This window comes from Enterobacter adelaidei (assembly GCF_041937165.1).
Taxonomy (GTDB): domain Bacteria; phylum Pseudomonadota; class Gammaproteobacteria; order Enterobacterales; family Enterobacteriaceae; genus Enterobacter; species Enterobacter adelaidei.
The window spans coordinates 976,619-1,000,145 of sequence record NZ_CP154353.1 but is presented as its reverse complement, the minus strand read 5'-3'; the positions used below and the strand labels follow the sequence as shown (position 1 = coordinate 1,000,145).

21 protein-coding genes are annotated in these 23,527 nt (G+C 52.5%); 12 read left to right on the top strand and 9 right to left on the bottom strand.

Features of this window, described 5'->3' with window-relative positions; translation table 11 throughout:
* Positions 1–12: 12 nt before the first annotated feature.
* From ppiD to bolA, 7 genes are all read right to left on the bottom strand, one after another.
* On the bottom strand, positions 13–1,884 hold the full coding sequence (gene ppiD, locus AAHF05_RS04865) for a peptidylprolyl isomerase (RefSeq protein ID WP_129323823.1): 1,872 nt from the start codon (positions 1,882–1,884) through the stop codon (positions 13–15).
* Between the two features lie 212 nt (positions 1,885–2,096).
* On the bottom strand, positions 2,097–2,369 hold the full coding sequence (gene hupB / locus AAHF05_RS04860; RefSeq protein WP_002444653.1) for a nucleoid-associated protein HU-beta: 273 nt from the start codon (positions 2,367–2,369) through the stop codon (positions 2,097–2,099).
* Between the two features lie 210 nt (positions 2,370–2,579).
* Positions 2,580–4,934, bottom strand: coding sequence for an endopeptidase La (gene lon / locus AAHF05_RS04855; RefSeq protein ID WP_049007494.1), 2,355 nt, complete (start codon positions 4,932–4,934; stop codon positions 2,580–2,582).
* 183 nt (positions 4,935–5,117) lie between these two features.
* On the bottom strand, positions 5,118–6,392 hold the full coding sequence (gene clpX / locus AAHF05_RS04850; RefSeq protein ID WP_024906819.1) for an ATP-dependent protease ATP-binding subunit ClpX: 1,275 nt from the start codon (positions 6,390–6,392) through the stop codon (positions 5,118–5,120).
* A gap of 127 nt (positions 6,393–6,519) precedes the next feature.
* Positions 6,520–7,143, bottom strand: a complete 624-nt coding sequence (gene clpP / locus AAHF05_RS04845; protein WP_020885210.1) for an ATP-dependent Clp endopeptidase proteolytic subunit ClpP — start codon at positions 7,141–7,143, stop codon at positions 6,520–6,522.
* A 260-nt stretch (positions 7,144–7,403) separates the two neighbouring features.
* Positions 7,404–8,702, bottom strand: coding sequence for a trigger factor (tig, locus tag AAHF05_RS04840; protein WP_129323822.1), 1,299 nt, complete (start codon positions 8,700–8,702; stop codon positions 7,404–7,406).
* 330 nt (positions 8,703–9,032) lie between these two features.
* A complete protein-coding gene (gene bolA, locus AAHF05_RS04835) occupies positions 9,033–9,350 on the bottom strand; it encodes a transcriptional regulator BolA (RefSeq protein WP_013095855.1) in 318 nt (105 codons plus the stop codon).
* A gap of 305 nt (positions 9,351–9,655) precedes the next feature.
* On the opposite strand from bolA, the gene AAHF05_RS04830 reads away from it, so the two are divergent.
* The 8 genes from AAHF05_RS04830 (at position 9,656) to AAHF05_RS04795 (ending at position 18,529) form a co-directional block, all read left to right on the top strand.
* The gene (locus AAHF05_RS04830) at positions 9,656–10,234 is read left to right on the top strand and encodes a lipoprotein (RefSeq protein WP_028017643.1); all 579 of its coding nucleotides are present in this window, start codon (positions 9,656–9,658) and stop codon (positions 10,232–10,234) included.
* Positions 10,235–10,279: 45 nt separating this feature from the next.
* On the top strand, positions 10,280–11,755 hold the full coding sequence (gene ampG, locus AAHF05_RS04825) for a muropeptide MFS transporter AmpG (protein WP_129323821.1): 1,476 nt from the start codon (positions 10,280–10,282) through the stop codon (positions 11,753–11,755).
* Positions 11,756–12,233: 478 nt separating this feature from the next.
* Positions 12,234–13,181 carry a cytochrome o ubiquinol oxidase subunit II gene (gene cyoA / locus AAHF05_RS04820; protein ID WP_049007496.1) on the top strand — a complete coding sequence of 316 codons (948 nt, stop codon included), beginning with the start codon at positions 12,234–12,236 and terminating at the stop codon, positions 13,179–13,181.
* A gap of 16 nt (positions 13,182–13,197) precedes the next feature.
* Positions 13,198–15,189, top strand: coding sequence for a cytochrome o ubiquinol oxidase subunit I (gene cyoB / locus AAHF05_RS04815; protein ID WP_028017646.1), 1,992 nt, complete (start codon positions 13,198–13,200; stop codon positions 15,187–15,189).
* A complete protein-coding gene (locus AAHF05_RS04810; RefSeq protein WP_028017647.1) occupies positions 15,179–15,793 on the top strand; it encodes a cytochrome o ubiquinol oxidase subunit III in 615 nt (204 codons plus the stop codon). Before cyoB ends, AAHF05_RS04810 begins: the two co-directional genes overlap by 11 nt.
* Positions 15,793–16,119: a cytochrome o ubiquinol oxidase subunit IV gene (locus AAHF05_RS04805; protein ID WP_028017648.1), complete on the top strand. Its 327-nt coding sequence runs from the start codon at positions 15,793–15,795 to the stop codon at positions 16,117–16,119. Before AAHF05_RS04810 ends, AAHF05_RS04805 begins: the two co-directional genes overlap by 1 nt.
* An 11-nt stretch (positions 16,120–16,130) precedes the next feature.
* Positions 16,131–17,018: a heme o synthase gene (gene cyoE, locus AAHF05_RS04800; RefSeq protein ID WP_028017649.1), complete on the top strand. Its 888-nt coding sequence runs from the start codon at positions 16,131–16,133 to the stop codon at positions 17,016–17,018.
* A 149-nt stretch (positions 17,019–17,167) separates the two neighbouring features.
* Entirely contained in the window at positions 17,168–18,529 is a 1,362-nt protein-coding gene (locus AAHF05_RS04795) for an MFS transporter (RefSeq protein ID WP_129323820.1), read from the top strand.
* Between the two features lie 32 nt (positions 18,530–18,561).
* Here AAHF05_RS04795 and AAHF05_RS04790 read toward each other — a convergent pair whose 3' ends face one another.
* Positions 18,562–19,053, bottom strand: a complete 492-nt coding sequence (locus tag AAHF05_RS04790) for a YajQ family cyclic di-GMP-binding protein (RefSeq protein ID WP_129323819.1) — start codon at positions 19,051–19,053, stop codon at positions 18,562–18,564.
* A 121-nt stretch (positions 19,054–19,174) separates the two neighbouring features.
* Between AAHF05_RS04790 and panE the strand changes: the two genes are divergently transcribed.
* The gene (gene panE / locus AAHF05_RS04785) at positions 19,175–20,086 is read left to right on the top strand and encodes a 2-dehydropantoate 2-reductase (RefSeq protein WP_129323818.1); all 912 of its coding nucleotides are present in this window, start codon (positions 19,175–19,177) and stop codon (positions 20,084–20,086) included.
* Complete coding sequence (gene yajL, locus AAHF05_RS04780; protein WP_049007499.1) at positions 20,049–20,642, top strand: protein deglycase YajL; 594 nt, start codon at positions 20,049–20,051, stop codon at positions 20,640–20,642. Before panE ends, yajL begins: the two co-directional genes overlap by 38 nt.
* 93 nt (positions 20,643–20,735) lie before the next feature.
* On the opposite strand, the gene thiI is transcribed toward yajL, so the two are convergent.
* The gene (thiI, locus tag AAHF05_RS04775; RefSeq protein ID WP_028017654.1) at positions 20,736–22,184 is read right to left on the bottom strand and encodes a tRNA uracil 4-sulfurtransferase ThiI; all 1,449 of its coding nucleotides are present in this window, start codon (positions 22,182–22,184) and stop codon (positions 20,736–20,738) included.
* Positions 22,185–22,375: 191 nt separating this feature from the next.
* Between thiI and xseB the strand changes: the two genes are divergently transcribed.
* Together xseB and ispA are read left to right on the top strand one after the other, a co-directional pair.
* Complete coding sequence (xseB, locus tag AAHF05_RS04770) at positions 22,376–22,618, top strand: exodeoxyribonuclease VII small subunit (RefSeq protein ID WP_008503331.1); 243 nt, start codon at positions 22,376–22,378, stop codon at positions 22,616–22,618.
* Positions 22,619–23,518, top strand: coding sequence for a (2E,6E)-farnesyl diphosphate synthase (ispA, locus tag AAHF05_RS04765; RefSeq protein WP_129323817.1), 900 nt, complete (start codon positions 22,619–22,621; stop codon positions 23,516–23,518). It begins immediately after the preceding gene.
* Positions 23,519–23,527 lie beyond the last annotated feature (9 nt).

Sequence of the window (23,527 nt, the reverse complement as noted above, 5' to 3'; positions counted from 1 at the left end):
GCAGTTACGTAATTATTGCTGCTGAGTCATCACATCGCCCAGCTTAATCTTGGCTTCTTTACGCAGGTTGCTCATCATCGCCTCGAAAGCAATCTGGGCGTTGTTCTGGGTAATCCCCTGAACCATCGCTTTCTTCTGCGCTTCTGGCATCGTGCCGGCTTTCACTTCATCCAGCGCCAGCAGAACCACATTGCCCTGCATATCCGTTGTGGTACCGAAGCTCGGTTTGTCTTTTGCTGGCAAGGAGAGACCAAACGCAGCCTGGCTGATTGGATCCTGACCGGTACGGCTCAACGTTTTCGCCTCACCGAAGCTCAGGCCAGCGGCTTTCAGCGCGTCCTGTTTGCCTGCTTTCAGATCAACCAGAATCTTCTCAGCATCCAGTTTCGCCTGTTGTTCCGCTTTGTTGTGCTTAACCTGGGCGACAATCTGATCCTTCACTTCCGTCAGCGGTTTAATCGCTTCTGGTTTGTGCTCGCTGACACGCAGAACAAATGCACGATCGCCGTCAACGGTAATGATGTCAGAGTTACTGCCAGGGGTGCCATTCTCGCCCACCAGACCACCGTTGAAGATGGCATCAGAAATCGGTTTGAAGTTCAGCTCTTCCGGCAGGTTGTCACGTCCAAACCAGCCCGTCTCAACCGCTTTCACACCAGCCGCCTGCTCTGCACCAGCCAGAGACTCGTTGTCGTTGCTGGCGGCATCGCTCACTTTCTGCTGCAGCGCGTAGTAGGCATCCAGCGCTTTCTCTTGCTTCACTTTCGCCGCGATATCATCACGAACCTCAGTCAGTGGTTTGGTTTTCGCAGGGATAATATCGTCCAGACGCGCGACCAGGAAACCAACGGAAGACTTGATTACGCCAGAGAGCTGGCCTTTGTCTTTCAGACCGGCATTTTTCAACTCATCAGGGGTCGTTGCATCTTCCAGCCAGCCCATATCACCGCCGTTTTTCGCGGAGATAATATCGGTGGATTTCGCTTTCGCGACGGTGGCGAAATCAGCACCTTTGCTCAGTTCGTCCAGAACAGCCTTAGCATCTGCTTCCGTTTTGGTCTGGATCACGCTGTAGCGGTTACGCTGCGGCTGAGTGAACTGATCCTGATGCTGATCGAAGTAAGACTGGATTTCCGCATCTGACGCAGTTTCCTGCAACGCAGCGGCATCCAGCTTGATATAGCTCACACGGAATTGCTCCGGAGAAACAAAGGTATTCTTATTCTGCTCGTAGTAAGCATTAACGTCAGCATCGCTCACCTGCTGTTTCGCCGCCAGGGCATTCACATCAATGGTCGCTTCACGAACAACGCGCTGCTGCGACACTAATGCTGCCAGTTCATCCGTTTCACCTTTGAGCATGAAATCGGTGCCCACGACGGCATTGATGAGCTGCTGGGTGGTCAGTTGATTACGCAGCGCCTGAGCGTACTGATCGGCCGTCATCCCCATCTGGTTGACGATGCTGTTGTAACGTGCGTTGTCGAATTTGCCGTTAGACTGGAAGGCTTGTGTAGAGAAGATGGCTTTTTTCACCTGCTCATCACTGATGCCCAGACCCAGTTTTTTTGCATACTGATCCAGCAGCGCTTCGTCGATAAGACGGTTCAGTGTCTGTTGGCGCAGGGTCTTCATATACCCTTCGTTCGCCGCCAGTTCAGAGAATTGGTCGCCCAGCTGTTGCTGCATACGGTTACGTTCACCGGCAAAAGCATTCTCGAACTGACCACGGCTGATTTCCTGGCCATTCACTTTTGCGGCATAGTTCGCGCCACCGCCAATAAGGTAACTGCTCACGCCGGTCAATATGAACGACACGATAATGATACCGAAAATAATCTTGAGCACGAGACTGTTAGCAGCCGTGCGTAAGCTGTCCATCATGGTGTAACAACACTCCGCTGTAGGTGACTGGTTACCTGACGCTGACGGAAAATCCTGCCCGTCGCGCGTGAAGGCGTATTGTGACAAGAAAACGGGGCGATTGTCAGCCCACAACTCGCATAAACTCGCACAAATCAGGTCTGGACAAACAAAAAAGGCACATCAAATGATGCGCCCTTGTACTATTCAGCTTCCCTGAATCGGGAAAGCAATCAGTTTACTGCGTCTTTCAGCGCTTTACCTGCACGGAAACCCGGCACTTTAGCAGCAGCAATGGTGATCTCTTTACCGGTCTGAGGGTTGCGGCCAGTACGGGCAGCACGCTCTTTAACAGCAAAAGTACCGAAGCCTACCAGTGCAACGTCGTCCCCAGCCTGCAGAGATTCAGTAACAGAAGCAATTAATGCATCTAACGCACGTCCAGCTGCAGCCTTAGAAATATCAGCACCAGCAGCAATTTTGTCAATCAGTTGAGATTTATTCACTGTTCTCTTCCTCTCTTTATAATTTATATCGCGCCTGAATCCTTCACAACGCGACCGCGCAGCAGTTATATCAGGCCTGCCATGACCTTACAACACCCGTTGTTGATGGCTGACCTAATCAGCAATCTAAATTAGCTATACAAAAAAAGGCTGGCAAGTGCGAAATGACTTACCAGCCTTGTTTTTATTGACGCTCTTTGCGCGAGGTCACTATTTTGCGGTTACAACCTGCATTCCGGAGGGTTCATTCTGCAGTGCGAGACTAAGAACTTCCTCAATGCGTTTAACCGGATGGATCTGCAGATCGGCAATTACGTTGTCCGGAATCTCTTCCAGATCGCGTTTATTCTCGTAAGGAATCAATACCGTTTTGATCCCACCACGATGTGCAGCCAGCAGTTTTTCTTTTAATCCACCGATTGGCAGTACCTGTCCACGCAGGGTAATTTCCCCCGTCATCGCCACATCGGCACGCACCGGGTTCCCCGTCAGGCAGGAAACCAGAGCGGTACACATGGCAATACCCGCGCTTGGGCCATCTTTCGGCGTCGCGCCTTCAGGAACGTGCACGTGGATGTCGCGTTTTTCGTAGAAATCCGGGTTGATACCCAGTTTTTCCGCGCGCGCACGTACCACGGTCAATGCAGCCTGAATGGATTCCTGCATCACTTCACCCAGAGAGCCGGTGTAGGTCAGCTTGCCTTTACCCGGTACACAGGCGGTTTCGATGGTCAGCAGATCGCCACCCACTTCCGTCCATGCCAGACCCGTCACCTGACCCACGCGGTTTTCGTTGTCCGCGCGACCATAGTCGAAACGCTGAACGCCGAGATAGGCATGCAGATTGTCGCCGTTAATCACAATGTGTTTCAGGCTCTTATCCAGCAGCAGCTGTTTCACCGCTTTACGGCACAGTTTAGAGATTTCACGCTCAAGACTACGCACGCCCGCTTCACGGGTGTAGTAGCGGATGATGCCAATAATCGCGCTGTCCTCTACGGTCAGCTCGTTGGCTTTCAGCGCGTTACGCTCAATCTGTTTCGGCAGCAGGTGCTGCTTAGCAATGTTCAGCTTCTCATCTTCGGTATAGCCGGAGAGACGGATCACTTCCATACGATCCAGCAGCGGGGCCGGAATGTTCATGGAGTTGGAGGTCGCCACGAACATCACATCGCTCAGGTCGTAGTCCACTTCCAGGTAGTGATCGCTGAACGCCACGTTCTGTTCTGGATCAAGCACTTCCAGCAGCGCAGACGCAGGATCGCCGCGCATGTCCGATGACATTTTGTCGATCTCATCGAGCAGGAACAGCGGGTTTTTAACGCCCACTTTCGCCATCTTCTGGATCAGTTTACCCGGCATAGAACCGATGTAGGTACGACGGTGACCGCGGATTTCCGCTTCATCGCGTACACCACCCAGCGCCATACGGATGTACTTACGCCCGGTCGCCTTGGCGATGGACTGACCCAGAGAGGTTTTACCCACACCAGGAGGTCCTACCAGGCACAGAATTGGGCCTTTGATTTTGTTTACACGGCTTTGTACCGCGAGGTACTCAAGAATACGATCTTTCACGCGTTCCAGGCCGTAGTGGTCGGTATCGAGGATTTCCTGGGCCTGACGCAGGTCTTTTTTGACCTTGCTGCGGGCGTTCCACGGAACCTGCACCATCCACTCAATGTAGCCGCGTACAACGGTCGCTTCAGCCGACATTGGAGACATCATTTTCAGCTTCTGCAATTCCGCTTCCGCTTTCTCTTTTGCCTCTTTTGGCATCTTCGCCGCGTCGATCTTGCGCTTCAACGCTTCGTTTTCGTCCGGCGCATCGTCCATCTCGCCCAGTTCTTTCTGAATAGCTTTCATTTGCTCATTCAGATAGTACTCACGCTGAGATTTCTCCATCTGCTTTTTCACGCGGTTGCGAATACGCTTCTCAACCTGCAGCAGATCGATTTCAGACTCCATCATCGCCATCAGATATTCCAGACGCTCGTTAACGTCGGACATTTCCAGAACGGACTGTTTGTCAGCCAGCTTCAGCGGCATATGTGCAGCGATGGTGTCCGCCAGACGGGCAGGATCGTCGATGCTGTTCAGCGACGTCAGCACTTCTGGTGGGATTTTCTTGTTCAGCTTGATATAGCCTTCAAACTGGCTGATCGCGGTACGTACAAGCACTTCCTGCTCGCGTTCATCAAGCTGAGGCGAATCAAGGTACTCTGCCTTCGCAGAGAAATGTTCGCCATTGTCAGACAGAGTGGTAATACGCGCACGCTGCAGGCCTTCTACCAGCACCTTGACGGTGCCGTCAGGCAGCTTCAGCATCTGCAAAATAGAGGCCACGGTCCCGACGGTGAAAAGATCGTTTACACCCGGCTCATCCGTTGATGCTTCCTTCTGCGCCACCAGCATGATTTTTTTATCATGATCCATGGCGGATTCGAGGCAACGGATAGATTTTTCCCGCCCTACAAATAAGGGTATGACCATGTGCGGATAAACCACCACATCGCGCAACGGCAATACGGGGATTTCAATGCGTTCAGAACGCTCAGGATTCATAGAGCTCTCTCTTAGTTTAGTGTCCGCCAGGTAAGCTGGTCATGTAACAGTACTTCACACAACCATTAACATGTATCCAGTATATGGGGATGTTTCCCACACATTCAACGCCATGAATACGGAAAAAGTAAAGGGGAGATAAAATCCCCCCTTTTTGATTAACTGCTTGTATGATTTGGTGAATTATTCGCCAGATGCTTGCTGCGCTTCCGGTTTACCATAAATCAGCAGCGGTTTGGTTTGACCGCTAATGACGGACTCGTCAATCACCACTTTCTCAACGTCTTCCATCGACGGCAGATCGTACATGGTATCCAGCAGTGCCGCTTCAACGATTGAACGCAGGCCACGGGCACCGGTTTTACGGATCATCGCTTTCTTGGCAATCGCATCCAGCGCTTCGTCACGGAACTCCAGATCAACGCCTTCAAGATTGAACAGCGCCTGATACTGTTTAGTCAGCGCATTTTTCGGTTCTTTCAGGATCTGGATCAGCGCGTCTTCGCTCAGCTCATTCAGCGTTGCCACAACCGGCAGACGGCCAATGAATTCAGGGATCAGACCGAATTTGATCAGATCTTCTGGTTCAACCTGAGATAGCAGTTCGCCTTCGTTCGGTTTTTCTGACGTCGATTTCACCGTAGCGCCAAAACCAATGCCGGAGCCGGTTTCAACACGGTGGGAGATAACTTTATCCAGACCCGCAAACGCACCACCACAGATGAACAGGATCTTGGAGGTATCAACCTGCAGGAACTCCTGCTGCGGATGTTTACGACCACCCTGTGGTGGAACGGCCGCAACAGTTCCTTCGATCAGCTTCAGCAGTGCCTGCTGTACGCCCTCGCCTGACACATCACGGGTAATGGACGGGTTATCAGATTTACGAGAGATCTTGTCGATCTCATCGATGTAAACAATCCCGCGCTGGGCTTTCTGTACGTCGTAATCGCACTTCTGCAGCAGTTTCTGGATGATGTTTTCTACATCTTCACCCACATAACCCGCTTCGGTCAGAGTGGTAGCGTCCGCCATGGTGAACGGAACATCCAGCAGACGCGCCAGAGTTTCAGCCAGCAACGTTTTACCGGAACCGGTTGGGCCGATCAGCAAAATGTTACTTTTACCCAGTTCTACGCCATTGCTGGTATCACCGTTACGCAGACGTTTGTAGTGGTTATATACCGCTACCGCCAGCACTTTCTTGGCCTGCTCCTGACCGATGACATAGTCGTCAAGGTGATGACGAATTTCATGCGGTGTTGGCAGTGCACTACGTTCACGGTGTGGCGCAACTTCTTTAATCTCTTCGCGAATGATGTCGTTACATAAATCGACACATTCGTCGCAGATATACACGGACGGCCCGGCAATCAGTTTACGCACTTCATGCTGGCTTTTGCCGCAAAAAGAGCAGTACAGCAGTTTGCCCGAACCATCTTTGCGTTTATCTGTCATGAGTCCAAACCTCTTTTTAAGTTCTTTGTGCCGCACATGACGACGCAAATGCCATTCTAAGACGCAAGCTGCTCTCAGGCAGAGTGCCGCCCTACTTTAGTATAGCGGCACACTTGCGTCGCGGGCATCAATTACGATGGGTCAATACGGAGTCGACTAAGCCGTACTCAACTGCCTCTGAAGCAGAGAGGAAGCGATCGCGCTCGGTATCGCGCTCGATCTGCTCAAGCGATTGACCTGTATGCTGCGCCATGAGTTCATTCATGCGCGCTTTTACTTTCAGAATTTCACGGGCGTGGATTTCAATATCCGTCGCCTGCCCCTGGTAACCACCCAGCGGCTGGTGAATCATCACGCGGGAATTAGGTAAGCAGAAACGCTTGCCTTTAGCCCCTGCAGTTAACAGGAACGCGCCCATAGATGCAGCCTGACCCATACAGATAGTGCTTACATCAGGCTTGATGAATTGCATGGTGTCATAAATGGACATACCTGCCGTAATCACGCCACCCGGGGAGTTAATGTACAGGTAAATGTCTTTTTCCGGGTTTTCCGCTTCCAGAAACAGCATCTGCGCCACGATCAGGTTAGCCATGTGGTCTTCCACCTGACCGGTCAGAAAGATAACGCGTTCCTTGAGCAGACGGGAATAGATATCAAAAGAACGCTCACCACGTGAGGTCTGTTCAATAACCATTGGCACCAGCGCCATATGGGGTGCAAAGTTATCTCGTTCGCCACTGTATGACATTTCCGTCTCCTGGATCAAAATTGAAAACACCTGCTGTACTGATTGTAACCTTACGGACGGATTATCAGCCAGTCTCATTCATCGTGATTACACACTTATGGGGTTCACTGTGCCCTATTTCAAGCATAACAACCTTTTGTTGTTACGCTAACACTGAAAGGGCGTTTTAGCACTCTTCCTGGGCTATTGGTGTGATAAAAAAAACCCGCTGCCACAAGGCAACGGGTTTTCTGTTCAAACTTTAAACCTTTGGGGCGAAATTACGCCTGCTGGTTCATCAGTTCGTTGAAAGAGGTCGCTTTTTCGGACACTTTAGCTTTCGCCAGTACCGCTTCAACAGCCTGCTCTTCCAGTGCGACATTGCGCATGTTGTCCATCAGCTCTTTGTTTTTACCGTAGAACTCGATAACTTCTGATGGATCTTCGTATGCAGACGCCATCTCTTCGATCAGGCCTTTCACACGCTCTTCGTCAGCTTTCAGCTCGTGGGTACGAATCACTTCGCCCAACAGCAGGCCAACAACAACGCGGCGTTTAGCTTGCTCTTCGAACAGCTCACGCGGCAGTTCCATCGCTTGCTGTTGGTTGCCACCGAAACGCTGTGCAGCCTGACGGCGCAGCACGTCGATTTCGCTGTCGATCAGGGCAGCTGGAACGTCGATATCGTTCGCTTTCACCAGACCTTCGATCGCCTGAGATTTCACACGGTTACGCACAGCGCCGTTCAGCTCGCGCTCCATGTTTTTACGCACTTCTGTACGCAGACCCGCTACAGAACCATCTTCCACGCCGAAACGTTTGATGAATTCTTCAGTCAGTTCTGGCAGTTCGCGCTCTTCAACTTTCTTCAGATTGATAGCGAACTTGGCCGCTTTACCTTTCAGGTTTTCAGCGTGGTACTCTTCAGGGAAGGTCACATCAATAGTGAATTCTTCGCCAGCTTTGTGGCCTTTGATACCGTCTTCGAAGCCTGGGATCATACGACCCTGACCCATTGCCAGTACGAAATCAGACGCTTTACCGCCTTCGAACTCTTCGCCGTCTACAGAACCGGTGAAGTCGATGGTCACACGGTCTTCCGCGTCAACAGCGCCTTCTTTCTCTTTCCAGTTCGCCTGCTGCTTACGCAGGGTGTCCAGCATGCCATCAACATCTTCGTCAGTCACGGACACAATCGGTTTTTCAACTTCGATTGATTCCAGACCTTTCAGCTCAACTTCCGGATACACTTCGAACTCTACGGAGTAGGTGAAGTCTTCGCCCAGTTTGTATTCGCCTGGAACGTAGTTTGGCGCGCCGGCCGGATTGATTTTTTCTTTGATGATCGCATCAATAAAGTTACGGCTCATCAGTTCACCCAGCACATCCTGACGCACGGAAGCGCCATAACGCTGAGCAACAACATTCATTGGTACTTTGCCCTTACGGAAGCCGTCAATACGTACTTTTTTTGCTACGTTGACCAGCTCGCTTTTCACAGCAGTTTCGATGCTGTCAGCAGCGATAGTAATCGTTACACGGCGGCCAAGGCCTTGAGTGGTTTCAACTGAAACTTGCATCTTGTTACCTCAAAAAAATCACAGTGCTCGGTCAACTCTGAATCTGTCTGTTATACCGGGATGCTCTCTTAGTGCAGATTCACATTCCCTGTCGCCAGAATCATCCCGAAGACATTCAATAAGACGCGGCATTATAGCGGCATCACTTAGGTGAGTCGAGAACGGTTGGGGCATGTTGCTGCGGCTTTTTTCACACTTTAAGGCTATTTTTAGCCTTAAAATCGCACCATCCGCTCAAAACTCAGACAAAACAAAACGGCCCGGAGGCCGTTTTGAGGAAATCTTTAAGCAACATACTGGAAAAACTCCAGCCGTTGCAAATCCGATTTATCAGGCGATGGTGCCAGCACCGCGGCAAGGCGGCGATGCGAAAACCGTATCCTGCAAACCTTCCCATTCCTTAATGGTGTAGGTATGCAATGCCAGCGCATGTACGGTTGTGGAGAGTTCTTCCGTCAAGGTGCTGTAGATCAAGCGGTGTCGGTTCAGGAAACGTTCTCCCGTGAAGCGATCGCTAACCAGAACCACTTTAAAGTGGCTTTCAGAACCTGCCGGCACGTTATGACGATAGCTTTCGTCGACGACTTCGAGGAACACAGGGTTGAACGCTGCCCTTAATTTATCTTCTATCTGCTCACGTATCATCATGAAATTACTCCTCCGACAACGCCAGGATGTCACCCATCCCTTTAAATGTTAGCCGCTTTTACCGTTTCCATTACACCTTGACAACAAATATTTAGCTTTCGTCTGATTTTCTCATTCAAACGAATGAAGTTAACTGTGTGCCTCATACCTTTTGTCATTCACACGAGGTGAAAAAGGGTGCAAAGGTCAGTTTTCAGACAAGGCGATGAATTTACATGCGTTGACCACTTCCCCTGACCGTTGGCGATGTTATGATGGCGGCAATTTTTCTCTCTATATGCTTACGATTCGTTGAGAACCTGAAAATGTTAAAAAAACTCTTCTTTCCGTTGGTAGCCCTTTTTATGCTGGCAGGCTGTGCGACTCCGCCTACCACCATTGATGTCTCACCAAAAATTACCCTGCCTCAGCAGGACCCAAGCCTGATGGGTGTTACCGTGAGTATTAACGGTGCCGATCAGCGTCAGGATCAAGCGCTGGCAAAAGTGACCCGCGATAACCAGCAGGTAACGCTGACTGCATCCCGCGACCTGCGCTTCCTGCTGCAGGAAGTGCTGGAAAAACAGATGACTTCTCGTGGCTATATGGTTGGCCCAAGCGGTGCGGTAGATCTGCAGATCATCGTGAACAACCTTTATGCTGATGTTTCTCAGGGTAACGTTCGCTACAACATCGCCACCAAAGCGGATATTGCCATCATTGCCACCGCGAAGAATGGCAACAAGATGACCAAGAACTATCGCGCGAGCTACTCTGTAGAAGGCGCGTTCCAGGCATCGAATAAAAATATTGCTGATGCGGTTAACAGCGTGCTGACTGATACCATTTCCGACATGGCGCAGGACACCAGCATTCACGACTTCATCAAGCAGAACGCGCGTTAATCCTGCTGACTGACCCGGTTTTTAGCCGGGTCAGTTTTTAAGAACATGTCCAGTCATTACTTACGCATTTTCCAGCAACCGAAATCAGCGATTCTGCTGATCCTTGGCTTTGCCTCCGGTTTACCTCTCGCGCTCACTTCAGGCACCTTGCAGGCATGGATGACCGTCGAGAATATCGATCTCAAAACTATTGGCTTCTTCTCACTCGTCGGCCAGGCTTATGTCTTTAAGTTCCTGTGGTCGCCGGTGATGGATCGCTACACCCCACCGTTTCTCGGCCGCCGTCGCGGCTGGCTGGTTATGACGCAGGTGCTGCTGCTGCTGGCCATTGCCGCCATGGGCTTCCTGGAACCGTCAACTCAACTTCGCTGGATGGCCGCCCTTGCGGTGGTGATCGCCTTCTGTTCCGCGTCCCAGGATATTGTGTTTGATGCCTGGAAGACGGACGTGTTGCCTGCTGAAGAACGTGGAGCTGGTGCGGCCATCAGCGTGCTGGGCTATCGCCTCGGGATGCTGGTTTCTGGTGGGCTGGCATTGTGGCTGGCCGACCGTTACCTTGGCTGGCAGGGTATGTACTGGCTGATGGCCGCCCTGCTGATCCCGTGTATTATTGCCACCCTGTTCGCCCCCGAACCGAGTGATGTCATCCCGGTTCCCCGCTCTCTGGAACAGGCCGTCGCCGAACCATTACGCGATTTCTTTGGCCGCAACAACGCCTGGCTGATCCTGTTGCTTATCGTCCTTTATAAGCTGGGCGATGCCTTTGCGATGAGCCTGACCACCACCTTCCTCATTCGTGGTGTGGGTTTTGATGCGGGTGAAGTGGGCGTGGTGAATAAAACGCTGGGGCTGTTTGCGACCATTGTCGGGGCACTTTATGGCGGTGTGTTGATGCAACGCCTGACGCTGTTCCGCGCGCTACTGATCTTTGGCATCCTGCAAGGCGCATCCAACGCAGGCTACTGGCTGTTGTCAATTACCGACAAACATACGATCAGCATGGCCGCAGCGGTGTTCTTTGAAAATCTCTGCGGCGGTATGGGGACCGCGGCATTTGTCGCCCTGCTGATGACCCTGTGCAACAAGTCATTTTCCGCCACGCAGTTCGCACTGCTCTCGGCGCTCTCTGCCGTTGGCCGCGTGTACGTTGGGCCAATTGCCGGCTGGTTTGTAGAAGCCCACGGTTGGCCAACGTTTTATCTCTTCTCCGTGGTGGCTGCCGTGCCGGGTATTTTATTGTTGCTGGTCTGTCGCCAGACGCTGGAATACACCCAACGGACGGAACACTTTATGCCGCGCACTGAATATCACCGCGCTTACCGTTTCGCGTTACGTCTGTTAATGGCGGGTTGCTTCGCGCTGGTGCTCTGGCTTGTGGTGCTCATTATTAATGCCAGCACTTCTATGGCACTTCCCCTTGTAACCCTTCTGCTGGATGCCGGAGCCCTACTGGCTGTCGCCGGGATCCTGATTGGGGGTCTGCTCGATTTCATGGCTCTGCGTAAAACGCAGATGACCTGAAGAGAAATGCGAAAGGTTATTTCCCGTTGTAATCACTAAACGAAATTATAATGGTGAAATAGCCGCCAACCGCTGAAAAAAATAATTGTTGTTTTGTGCGGGATAAAATTTGGAAATTATTGGAGCCTGCTCCAAAACACTATTTTTCATTAACCGATTCAGCATCAGATAGTTTGATTTTTCGTTTTTTATATGTCTCTTTATTGATAATTAATTGTTAATTTTTTGTTTATTTTCAACAATGGTTATACCAATTGCCCCTTTTAGGGTATGCTTGGGGGTCCTTTCGTTATAAAGCCCTTGCCATGCGGCTTCGGTCATAAAAACCGACATAATTTGCAACACTTGTGACACGTGCGGCAGAACCCGGTAACACCTTCCTGACACAGTCCTAATGATGTTTACAGTAATGTAACCTTCCCGTAAAATGCCCGCACACTTTAAACGCCACCAGACTCCGTGGAATTGAGGTCGTTAAATGAGACTCGGGAAATACAATAAAAGTTTGGGATGGTTGTCATTATTCGCGGGCACTGTATTACTCAGTGGCTGCGATTCTGCACTACTAGACCCCAAAGGGCAGATTGGACTGGAACAACGTTCACTGATATTGACGGCTTTTGGCCTGATGTTGATTGTGGTTATTCCTGCCGTTTTGATGGCTGTTGGTTTCGCCTGGAAGTATCGTGCGAGCAATAAAGATGCGAAGTATAGTCCTAACTGGTCACACTCCAATAAAGTGGAAGCTGTGGTCTGGACAGTGCCTATTCTGATCATCCTGTTCCTTGCCGTGCTGACCTGGAAAACCACTCACTCCCTCGAACCTAGCAAACCGCTGGTTCATGATGAAAAACCGATTACCATCGAAGTGGTCTCCATGGACTGGAAATGGTTCTTCATCTATCCGGAACAGGGCATTGCTACCGTGAATGAAATCGCCTTCCCGGCGAACACTCCGGTTCAGTTCAAAGTGACCTCCAACTCCGTAATGAACTCCTTCTTCATCCCGCGTCTGGGTAGCCAGATTTACGCGATGGCCGGTATGCAGACTAACCTGCACCTGATTGCCAATGAAGCAGGCACCTATGATGGTATCTCCGCCAGCTATAGCGGTCCGGGCTTCTCAGGTATGAAGTTCAAAGCTATTGCGACGCCAGACCGTGCCGCTTTCGACCAGTGGGTTGAAAAAGCGAAACAGTCTCAAAACACCATGTCTGACATGGCGGCGTTCGATAAAGTGGCTGCACCTAGCGAATACAACAAGGTGGAGTACTTCTCTAACGTGAAACCTGATTTGTTCAAAGACGTTATTGGCAAATTTATGGATCACGGTAAGAGCATGAACATGTCCCAGCCAGAAGGCGAGCACAGCGCGCATGAAGGTATGGAAGGCATGGACATGAGCCACGCGGAAACCGCTCACTAAGGGGCCGAGGAAGAAAATGTTCGGAAAATTGACACTGGATGCAGTGCCATACCATGAACCCATTATCGTGGTTACGGTGGCTGCAATTATCATTGGTGGTGCGGCTTTACTGGCCTTAATCACTTACTTCGGTAAGTGGAGCTACCTGTGGAATGAGTGGCTGACTTCGGTTGACCACAAAAAACTCGGTATCATGTACTGCATCGTCGGTATCGTCATGTTAATTCGTGGCTTTGCGGATGCGATCATGATGCGTAGCCAGCAGGTGCTTGCCTCTGCGGGTGAAGCGGGCTTCCTGCCGCCTCACCACTACGATCAGATCTTTACCGCCCACGGCGTTATCATGATCTTCTTCGTGGCGATGCCGCTGGTTATCGGTCTGATGAACGTTGTCGTTCCGCTGCAAATCGGCGCGCGCGACGTTGCATTTCCGTTCCTGAACAACCTGAGCTTCTGGTTCACGGTTGTTGGCGTAATCCTGGTTAACCTGTCACTGGGTGTGGGCGAGTTTGCTCAGACCGGCTGGCTGGCTTATCCACCGCTTTCGGGAATTGAATACAGTCCTGGCGTAGGTGTTGACTACTGGATTTGGGCGATTCAGCTCTCCGGTATCGGTACAACCCTGACCGGTATTAACTTCTTCGTGACTATTATCAAGATGCGTGCCCCTGGCATGACGATGTTCAAGATGCCAGTATTTACCTGGGCATCTCTGTGCGCCAACATCCTGATTATTGCCTCCTTCCCAATTCTGACCGTCACCGTCGCGCTGCTGACCCTGGACCGCTACCTGGGCACCCATTTCTTTACCAACGATATGGGTGGCAACATGATGATGTACATCAACTTGATTTGGGCCTGGGGTCACCCGGAAGTGTACATTCTGGTTCTGCCTGTCTTCGGTGTGTTCTCCGAAATCGCAGCGACCTTCTCACGTAAGCGCCTGTTTGGTTACACCTCTCTGGTGTGGGCAACCGTGTGTATTACCGTGCTGTCGTTCATCGTTTGGCTGCACCACTTCTTCACCATGGGTGCAGGCGCGAACGTAAACGCCTTCTTCGGTATCACCACCATGATTATCGCCATCCCGACCGGGGTGAAGATCTTCAACTGGCTGTTCACCATGTACCAGGGCCGCATCGTGTTCCACTCAGCAATGCTGTGGACCATCGGCTTCATCGTGACCTTCTCCGTGGGTGGGATGACCGGCGTACTGCTGGCGGTACCGGGTGCTGACTTCGTACTGCACAACAGCCTGTTCCTGATTGCGCACTTCCATAACGTTATTATCGGTGGTGTGGTCTTCGGTTGCTTCGCTGGCGTCACTTACTGGTGGCCAAAAGCGTTCGGCTTCACGCTGAACGAGACCTGGGGCAAACGTGCGTTCTGGCTGTGGATCATCGGCTTCTTCGTAGCGTTCATGCCGCTGTATGTGCTGGGCTTCATGGGTATGACCCGTCGCCTGAGCCAGCAGATTGACCCTCAGTTCCACCCAATGCTGGTTGTTGCAGCCTGTGGTGCGGCGCTGATTGCACTGGGTATCGCATGCCAGCTGATTCAGTTCTACGTTTCTATTCGCGACCGCGATCAGAACCGTGACCTGACCGGTGACCCATGGGGTGGCCGTACGCTGGAGTGGGCGACCTCTTCTCCACCTCCGTTCTATAACTTTGCCATCGTGCCACACGTTCACGAGCGTGACGCATTCTGGGAAATGAAAGAAAAAGGTGAAGCGTACAAGCAACCTGCTCATTACGAAGAGATCCATATGCCGAAAAACAGCGGCGCGGGCATTGTGATTGCCGCTTTCGCAACGGTGTTTGGTTTCGCAATGATCTGGCACATCTGGTGGTTGGCGATTGCGAGTTTCGCTGGCGTCATCATTAGCTGGATTGTGAAGAGCTTTGACGAGGACGTGGACTACTACGTACCAGTCCGTGAAGTCGAAAAACTGGAAAACCAGCATTTCGACGAGATTTCTAAAGCGGGGCTGAAAAATGGCAACTGATACTCTGGCGCACTCAACTGCCCACGCGCATGAACATGCGCACCACGATACAGGACCGACCAAAGTCTTCGGTTTCTGGATCTACCTGATGAGCGACTGCATTCTGTTCTGCTGTCTGTTCGCAACCTATGCCGTTCTCGTGAACGGCACAGCGGGCGGCCCGACTGGCAAGGACATCTTTGAACTGCCGTTCGTTCTGGTTGAAACCGCACTGCTGTTATTCAGCTCTATCACCTACGGCATGGCGGCTATCGCCATGTATAAAAACAACAAGAGCCAGGTTGTCTCCTGGCTGGCGTTGACCTGGTTGTTTGGTGCTGGATTTATCGGGATGGAAATCTATGAATTCCATCACCTGATTATGGAAGGTTTCGGGCCTGATCGTAGTGGCTTCCTGTCCGCGTTCTTCGCGCTGGTCGGTACTCACGGTCTGCACGTAACCTCAGGCCTGATCTGGATGGCGGTACTGATGTTCCAGGTATCGCGTCGCGGCCTGACCAGCACTAACCGTACCCGTATCATGTGCCTGAGCCTGTTCTGGCACTTCCTGGACGTGGTATGGATCTGTGTGTTCTCTGTTGTCTATCTGATGGGGGCGATGTAATGAGTCATTCAACCGATCATGGCGCTTCCCACGGTAGCGTAAAAACCTACATGACAGGTTTTATCCTGTCGATCATCCTGACGGTGATCCCGTTCTGGATGGTGATGAGCGGTTCTGCTTCTCACGCGGCGATTCTGGGCACCGTCCTGGTTACCGCAGTGGTTCAGATTCTGGTGCATCTGGTTTGCTTCCTGCACATGAACACCAAGTCCGATGAAGGCTGGAATATGACGGCCTTCGTCTTTACCGTGATTATCATCGCTATCCTGGTAGTCGGTTCCATCTGGATTATGTGGAACCTCAACTACAACATGATGGTTCACTAAGAGCGGCGAGTATGTTTAAGCAATACCTGCAAGTAACGAAACCAGGCATCATCTTTGGCAACCTGATCTCCGTGATCGGAGGGTTCCTGCTGGCCTCTAAAGGCAGCATTGATTACACCCTCTTTATCTACACGCTGGTCGGTGTGTCACTGGTTGTTGCGTCCGGTTGTGTATTTAACAACTACATCGACATGGATATCGACAAGAAGATGGAAAGGACCAAAAATCGGGTGCTGGTGAAAGGCCTGATCGCCCCTTCCGTCTCGCTGGTGTACGCCACCTTGCTGGGTATTGCTGGCTTTATGCTGCTGTGGTTTGGTGCTAACCCACTGGCCTGCTGGCTGGGGGTGATGGGGTTCGTGGTATATGTGGGCGTCTACAGCCTGTATATGAAACGCCACTCCGTCTACGGCACGCTGATTGGTTCTCTCTCCGGCGCTGCGCCGCCGGTGATTGGCTACTGCGCGGTGACGAACGAGTTCGACAGCGGTGCAGCTATCCTGCTGGCTATCTTTAGCCTGTGGCAGATGCCGCACTCCTATGCCATCGCGATTTTCCGCTTTAAGGATTATCAGGCAGCGAACATCCCGGTTCTGCCGGTCGTGAAAGGCATCTCCGTTGCCAAGAACCACATCACGCTGTACATCATCGCTTTTGCCGTGGCAACGCTGATGCTCTCTCTGGGCGGATACGCTGGATACAAATATCTGGCAGTAGCGGCCGCAGTGAGCGTCTGGTGGCTCGGTATGGCGCTGCGCGGTTACAAAGTGGAAGATGACAAAGTCTGGGCGCGCAAACTGTTTGTGTTCTCGATTGTGGCCATCACCTCGCTGTCCGTGATGATGTCCGTAGACTTCATGGTGCCTGAATCACACAACCTGCTGACTTACGTCTGGTAAGCCACAACAGGTGAATAAAGGGGTGCTTCGGCACCCTTTTTTATTCACTGAATCTATTAATAACGCATGTAATATTTGTTAAATAACCCTTTATTTACCCCGCCCCTTCCCCGCACTACACTATGGCCTGCTTTTGAACTGAGGTGGTAATGAACGATTATAAAATGACGCCAGGCGAGCTACGCGCGACCTGGGGCTTAGGGACTGTCTTCTCGCTACGGATGCTTGGCATGTTTATGGTCCTGCCTGTTCTGACCACGTACGGTATGGCGTTGCAGGGAGCCAGCGAGGCGCTGATTGGACTCGCAATCGGCATCTACGGACTGGCGCAGGCGGTATTCCAGATCCCGTTTGGCCTGCTCTCTGACCGGGTTGGACGAAAACCGCTGATTGTCGGTGGTCTGCTTATTTTTGTTCTCGGGAGCGTCATTGCCGCCCTCTCCCACTCCATATGGGGCATTATTCTTGGCCGGGCCTTGCAGGGTTCCGGTGCGATAGCTGCTGCGGTGATGGCACTGCTGTCAGATTTAACCCGCGAGCAAAACCGCACCAAAGCCATGGCGTTTATCGGCGTAAGCTTTGGCGTCACCTTTGCCATTGCAATGGTGCTCGGCCCCATTATTACCCATGCACTCGGCCTGCACGCCCTGTTCTGGATGATTGCCGTGCTGGCAACCATCGGTATAGCCTTAACCTTGTGGGTGGTTCCGGACAGCAAAAACCACGTCCTCAACCGTGAATCCGGGATGGTAAAAGGCTGCTTCAGCAAAGTGATTGTCGAGCCGCGCCTGCTTAAGCTGAATTTTGGCATTATGTCTCTGCACATTCTGCTGATGTCGACCTTTGTTGCCCTACCCGGCCAGCTTGCCGCAGCGGGTTTCCCGGCGGCTGAGCACTGGAAAATCTATCTGGTTACGATGCTGATTTCGTTTGTCTCCGTCGTGCCGTTCATCATCTACGCTGAAGTGAAGCGCAAAATGAAGCGCGTCTTCGTGGGCTGCGTGGCGGTCCTGCTGATTGCCGAGATCGTGCTCTGGGGCTCCGGCCCGCACTTCTGGGAACTGGTAGCGGGTGTGCAACTTTTCTTCCTGGCGTTTAACCTGATGGAAGCGTTGCTGCCGTCGCTTATCAGTAAAGAATCCCCTGCGGGTTACAAAGGCACGGCGATGGGTATTTACTCCACAAGCCAGTTTATCGGCGTGGCAATTGGCGGCTCGCTTGGCGGCTGGGTGGATGGTCTGTTTGATTCACAAACCGTGTTCCTTGCGGGCGCGCTGCTGGCCACTGTCTGGCTGTTGGTTGCCAGCACCATGAAAGAACCGCGCTACGTCAGCAGTCTGCGAGTAGAAATTCCGGATGATGTTGAGATCAACGACGCACTCAAACAGCGTCTTGAAACCACAGAGGGGGTAAGTGAAGTGCTGATCGCCCCGGAAGAGCGCAGTGCCTATGTCAAAATAGACAGTAAGGTAACTAACCGCTTTGAAGTCGAGCAGGCGCTTAAAGCCTGAAAAAATGCCCGGTCTGACCGGGCATTTTCGTCTTAATCGCGGAAGTTTTTAAACTGGAACGGTTGCTCCAGATCGCCGCCACGCACCAGCGCCATTACGGACTGCAAATCATCACGGGATTTGCCCGTTACACGAATTTCTTCGCCCTGGATCTGCGCCTGCACCTTCAGCTTGCTGTCTTTGATGAGCTTAACGATCTTCTTCTGCACCGCGCTCTCAATGCCCTGCTTCAGTTTGGCTTCGACAAACCAGTTTTTACCGCTGTGCACAAACTCTTCCGGCACATCCAGAGATGTTCCTTCAATGCCGCGCTTTAACAGCTTGGCACGCAGAATGTCGAGCAGCTGATTTACCTGGAAATCAGACTCGCTCAGCACCTTAATGGTCTTATTTGCATCGTTCAGCTCAAACGTTGCCTCAACGCCACGAAAATCGAAACGTGACTCAACTTCGCGGGTTGCGTTCTCTACGCCGTTGCGAACTTCCTGGATATCAACTTCGGAAACAATATCGAAAGATGGCATCTTTTCTTCTCCCTTCACTTTTGTTGCGTTGCATAATACCCGCTACGAGGCATAACTCAACAGAAGCTTAGCTGTATAATTAAGCTGTAACACCTGGCGCAGTTGCAGGTGAGGAGGAACAATGAAAATTACAGTGCTCGGATGCGGAGCGCTTGGTCAGCTGTGGCTGACCGCGCTGTGCAAGCACGGACATGAGGTTCAGGGCTGGCTGCGCGTGCCCCAGCCCTATTGCAGTGTAAACCTGATTAGTGAAGACGGAAGCATCTTTAACGAATCTCTCACCGCGAACGATCCTGACTTCCTGGCGCAAAGCGACCTCTTACTGGTGACGCTCAAGGCATGGCAGGTTTCAGACGCCGTAAAAGCACTGGCCGCTCAGCTCCCCCCCACATCCCCTGTCCTGCTGCTGCATAACGGCATGGGGACGCTTGATGAGCTCAAAAGCATCCCGCAGCCGCTGCTGATGGCGACGACCACGCACGCTGCACGTCGCGACGGCAATATCATCGTACATGTCGCCAGTGGGGTGACGCATATCGGCCCTGCCAGGGCACAGGATGGCGACTTCAGTTATCTGGCAGACGTACTGCAGAAGGTATTGCCGGACGTGGCCTGGCATAACAATATCCGTCCTCAGCTGTGGCGCAAGCTGGCCGTAAACTGCGTGATTAACCCGCTCACGGCGCTGTGGGATTGCCCTAACGGCGAGCTAAAAAACCATCCGCAAGACGTCGCCGTCCTATGTGCGGAAGTCGCGGAGGTCATTGAGAGGGAAGGCTTGCATACCTCGGCAGAGGATTTACGCTATTATGTCGAACAGGTTATTGATAGTACTGCAGAAAATATCTCCTCGATGTTGCAGGATGTTCGGGCATTACGCCACACTGAAATCGACTACATTACCGGCTATCTGCTAAAACGCGCCCGCGCACACGGTATTGCGGTGCCGGAAAACGCCCGTCTGTATGACCTGGTTAAACGTAAGGAGAGTGAATATGAGCGCGTCGGCACTGGTCTGCCTCGCTCCTGGTAGCGAAGAGACAGAAGCGGTCACCACCATTGATTTGATGGTGCGCGGCGGTATTAAGGTGACAACCGCCAGCGTCGCCAGCGACGGTAATCTGGCAATCACCTGCTCACGCGGGGTAAAAATCCTCGCGGATGCCCCGCTGGTGCAGGTGGCCGATGGGGAATACGACATCATCGTCCTGCCTGGTGGCCTGAAGGGCGCAGAGTGTTTTCGCGACAGCCCGCTGCTGGTCGAAACCGTGCGCCAGTTTCATTTATCCGGCCGTATCGTCGCAGCCATCTGCGCCGCCGCCGGAACAGTTCTGGTTCCGCACGACATTTTCCCCATCGGCAATATGACCGGTTTCCCGGGGCTTAAGGATACGATCCCGGAAGACCACTGGGTGGATAAACGCGTCGTCTGGGACCCGCGCGTCAACCTGCTGACCAGCCAGGGGCCCGGTACCGCAATTGATTTTGGCTTAAAGATTATTGACCTGCTGGTCGGGCGTGAGAAGGCGTACGAAGTAGCGTCATCGCTGGTGATACCGGCGGGGATTTATAACTACTATGAAGAGTAGTGCATAAAAAAGCCGGGTGGCGGCTACGCCTTACCCGGCCTACAAATGAACGGTACCGTAGGCCCGGTAAGCGAAGCGCCACCGGGCGAGAAACTACGGGCGATACACCTTCACATTCGCAAAGCCCTGCTCGCGCAGATACAGCGCCTGCAGACGGCTCATCACCCCACGCTCACACCACAGCAGGTAGGTTTTGCTCTGGTCGAGGTCGCCAAATTTGGTGCTCAGCTTGTAGAACGGCAGAGAAACCACTTCGACGCCTTCAACCTGCAGCGGCTTGTCATCCTGCTCATCAATGGAGCGAATATCCAGAATTGCATCGTTAGCGCCGAAACCGCTCACGGTTTCAACTTCTACGACTTCCTGCTCGGTCTGCTGGGCAATCTCGCGGATATCAATGTTGGACGCTTCCGCCACCACTTTTTCCAGGATGCTAAAATCGAAGTTCTCTTCTTCCGCTTCGATCTTCGCCTTAACCGCTTTCACCGTTGGGCTTTTTGAGATCACGCCGCAGTATTCCGGCATGGTACGGGCAAAATCTTCAGTACCGATTTCGCGTGCCAGATCGATGATGTGCTCTTTATCGTGGGAGATCAGCGGACGCAGGATCAGCGTATCAGACACGTTGTCGATAAGACGCAGGTTGGTCAGCGTCTGGCTGGAGACCTGGCCAAGCGCTTCACCGGTAACCAGCGCCTGCACGCCGTAGCGCTCAGCCACTTTGGATGCTGCACGCACCATCATACGCTTCAGCACCACGCCCATCTGGCCGTCGTCGACTTTCTCAAGGATTTCGCCGACCACAGGTTCGAAGTTAATCGCGACGAAACGCACCCGGTGAGAGCTGCCGAAGCGGTTCCACAGATAATGCGCAACCTGACGAACGCCGATTTCATGCGCCGCGCCGCCCAGGTTGAAGAAGCAGTAGTGCACGCGGCAGCCACGACGCATCAGCATATAGCTGGAGACGCCGGAATCGAAGCCACCCGAGATCAGAGACAGCACATCTTCCTGAGTACCGATTGGGAAACCGCCAATACCTTCGTAACGACCTTTCACCAGCAGCAGACGATCGTTTTCGATCTCCAGGTTAACGGTTACGTCCGGGTTGGTCAGACGCACGCGCGCAGACTCGACGTGCTGGTTCAGACCGCCGCCAACGTAACGTTCCACTTCAATGGAGCTGAATTCGTGCTTGCCGCGACGCTTCACGCGCACGCAGAAGGTTTTGCCTTCAATCTGGTCGCGGTACTGCACCAGCGCTTTTTCGAAGATGTCATGCAGGGAGGTGAAAGGAACATCTTCCACTTCCAGAATATGGTGGATGCCCGGAATACGGGTCAGCGCGTCGCGGATATCCTGACGCTTGTTTTCGTCTTTCGCGCGGACTTCAACGTGGTCCCAGTGGCGCACCACGGCAAGGGTTTCGTCGTAGTGCTTTAATACGTTACGAATGTTCCCGGTGAGGATTTTAATAAAGCGCAAACGCACAGATTGGCTTTTGATGGTGATTTCAGGGAACAATTTAATGATAAACTTCATGGCGGCAATGTTTCTTAGGCAAGCTTATAAGGCTTGTAATGGAAAAATACAGCAGCCCCTATAACCGAAGGCTGCTTCCAGGCGCGCAAGTATACCACCATCGCGCCGCTCCTGTGCACATTGCGCGTTATTTGATAATTGCCCTGAGTCCGTTACCATGTCGGGGCTGAGAATATAAGAGTCAATTCACTATGCCGAAGAAGAACGACGCACCAGCCAGTTTCGAAACTGCGCTGAGTGAACTGGAGCAAATCGTTACCCGTCTTGAGAGCGGCGATCTCCCGCTGGAAGAGGCACTCAACGAATTCGAGCGTGGCGTGCAACTGGCACGTCAGGGGCAGGTCAAACTGCAGCAGGCCGAACAGCGTGTGCAGATCCTGCTGTCCGATAGCGAAGATGCTAAAACCACGCCTTTTACACCGGACGCCGAGTAAATGGATTTTGCCAACGAGCTTCAGGCATGCGTCGCGCGTGCCAACGATGCGCTGCGCCGTTTTATCGAGCCACAGCCTTTTCAGAACACTCCACTGGTTGAAGCCATGCACTATGGCGCACTCTTGGGTGGAAAGCGCCTGCGCCCATTCCTGGTCTATGCCACAGGCAATATGTTTGGTATCAGCGAAAACACGCTGGACGCTCCGGCAGCCGCCGTTGAGTGTATCCATGCCTACTCGCTGATCCACGATGATTTACCGGCGATGGACGATGACGACTTACGTCGGGGTCAGCCTACCTGCCATATCAAGTTTGGCGAAGCAAATGCCATTCTGGCGGGAGATGCCCTGCAAACACTGGCATTTTCGATTCTGAGCGATGCACCGATGGCTGAAGTGGCCGATCGCGACCGCCTGGCAATGATCTCCGAACTGGCTATGGCCAGCGGTGTTGCCGGTATGTGCGGGGGGCAGGCACTGGATCTGGACGCCGAAGGACGTCAGGTTAATCTGGAACAGCTGGAGCGTATTCATCGCCATAAAACCGGGGCATTGATTCGTTCCGCTGTTCGCCTGGGCGCACTGAGCGCGGGTGAGCGAGGGCGCAAAGCCCTGCCGATTCTGGACAGATACGCAGAAAGTATCGGTCTGGCATTCCAGGTTCAGGATGACATTCTGGATGTGGTGGGCGATACTGCAACATTGGGTAAACGTCAGGGTGCGGACCAGCAGCTTGGCAAAAGTACCTACCCCGCCCTGCTGGGTCTTGAGCAAGCCCAACGTAAAGCCCGGGATCTGATAGAGGATGCCCGCCAGTCGCTGAATCAACTGGCCGCGCAATCACTGGATACTTCGGCACTGGAAGCGCTAGCGGACTATATAATCCAGCGTGATAAATAAACACACTAT

Excerpts from the sequence above, each read along its gene's own strand:
- ppiD (WP_129323823.1), bottom strand. The coding sequence starts at position 1,884 with ATGATGGACAGCTTACGCACGGCTGCTAACAGTCTCGTGCTCAAGATT.
- lon (WP_049007494.1), bottom strand. The coding sequence starts at position 4,934 with ATGAATCCTGAGCGTTCTGAACGCATTGAAATCCCCGTATTGCCGTTG.
- clpX (WP_024906819.1), bottom strand. The coding sequence starts at position 6,392 with ATGACAGATAAACGCAAAGATGGTTCGGGCAAACTGCTGTACTGCTCT.
- clpP (WP_020885210.1), bottom strand. The coding sequence starts at position 7,143 with ATGTCATACAGTGGCGAACGAGATAACTTTGCACCCCATATGGCGCTG.
- tig (WP_129323822.1), bottom strand. The coding sequence starts at position 8,702 with ATGCAAGTTTCAGTTGAAACCACTCAAGGCCTTGGCCGCCGTGTAACG.
- bolA (WP_013095855.1), bottom strand. The coding sequence starts at position 9,350 with ATGATGATACGTGAGCAGATAGAAGATAAATTAAGGGCAGCGTTCAAC.
- AAHF05_RS04830 (WP_028017643.1), top strand. The coding sequence starts at position 9,656 with ATGTTAAAAAAACTCTTCTTTCCGTTGGTAGCCCTTTTTATGCTGGCA.
- ampG (WP_129323821.1), top strand. The coding sequence starts at position 10,280 with ATGTCCAGTCATTACTTACGCATTTTCCAGCAACCGAAATCAGCGATT.
- cyoA (WP_049007496.1), top strand. The coding sequence starts at position 12,234 with ATGAGACTCGGGAAATACAATAAAAGTTTGGGATGGTTGTCATTATTC.
- cyoB (WP_028017646.1), top strand. The coding sequence starts at position 13,198 with ATGTTCGGAAAATTGACACTGGATGCAGTGCCATACCATGAACCCATT.
- AAHF05_RS04810 (WP_028017647.1), top strand. The coding sequence starts at position 15,179 with ATGGCAACTGATACTCTGGCGCACTCAACTGCCCACGCGCATGAACAT.
- AAHF05_RS04805 (WP_028017648.1), top strand. The coding sequence starts at position 15,793 with ATGAGTCATTCAACCGATCATGGCGCTTCCCACGGTAGCGTAAAAACC.
- cyoE (WP_028017649.1), top strand. The coding sequence starts at position 16,131 with ATGTTTAAGCAATACCTGCAAGTAACGAAACCAGGCATCATCTTTGGC.
- AAHF05_RS04795 (WP_129323820.1), top strand. The coding sequence starts at position 17,168 with ATGAACGATTATAAAATGACGCCAGGCGAGCTACGCGCGACCTGGGGC.
- AAHF05_RS04790 (WP_129323819.1), bottom strand. The coding sequence starts at position 19,053 with ATGCCATCTTTCGATATTGTTTCCGAAGTTGATATCCAGGAAGTTCGC.
- panE (WP_129323818.1), top strand. The coding sequence starts at position 19,175 with ATGAAAATTACAGTGCTCGGATGCGGAGCGCTTGGTCAGCTGTGGCTG.
- yajL (WP_049007499.1), top strand. The coding sequence starts at position 20,049 with ATGAGCGCGTCGGCACTGGTCTGCCTCGCTCCTGGTAGCGAAGAGACA.
- thiI (WP_028017654.1), bottom strand. The coding sequence starts at position 22,184 with ATGAAGTTTATCATTAAATTGTTCCCTGAAATCACCATCAAAAGCCAA.
- xseB (WP_008503331.1), top strand. The coding sequence starts at position 22,376 with ATGCCGAAGAAGAACGACGCACCAGCCAGTTTCGAAACTGCGCTGAGT.
- ispA (WP_129323817.1), top strand. The coding sequence starts at position 22,619 with ATGGATTTTGCCAACGAGCTTCAGGCATGCGTCGCGCGTGCCAACGAT.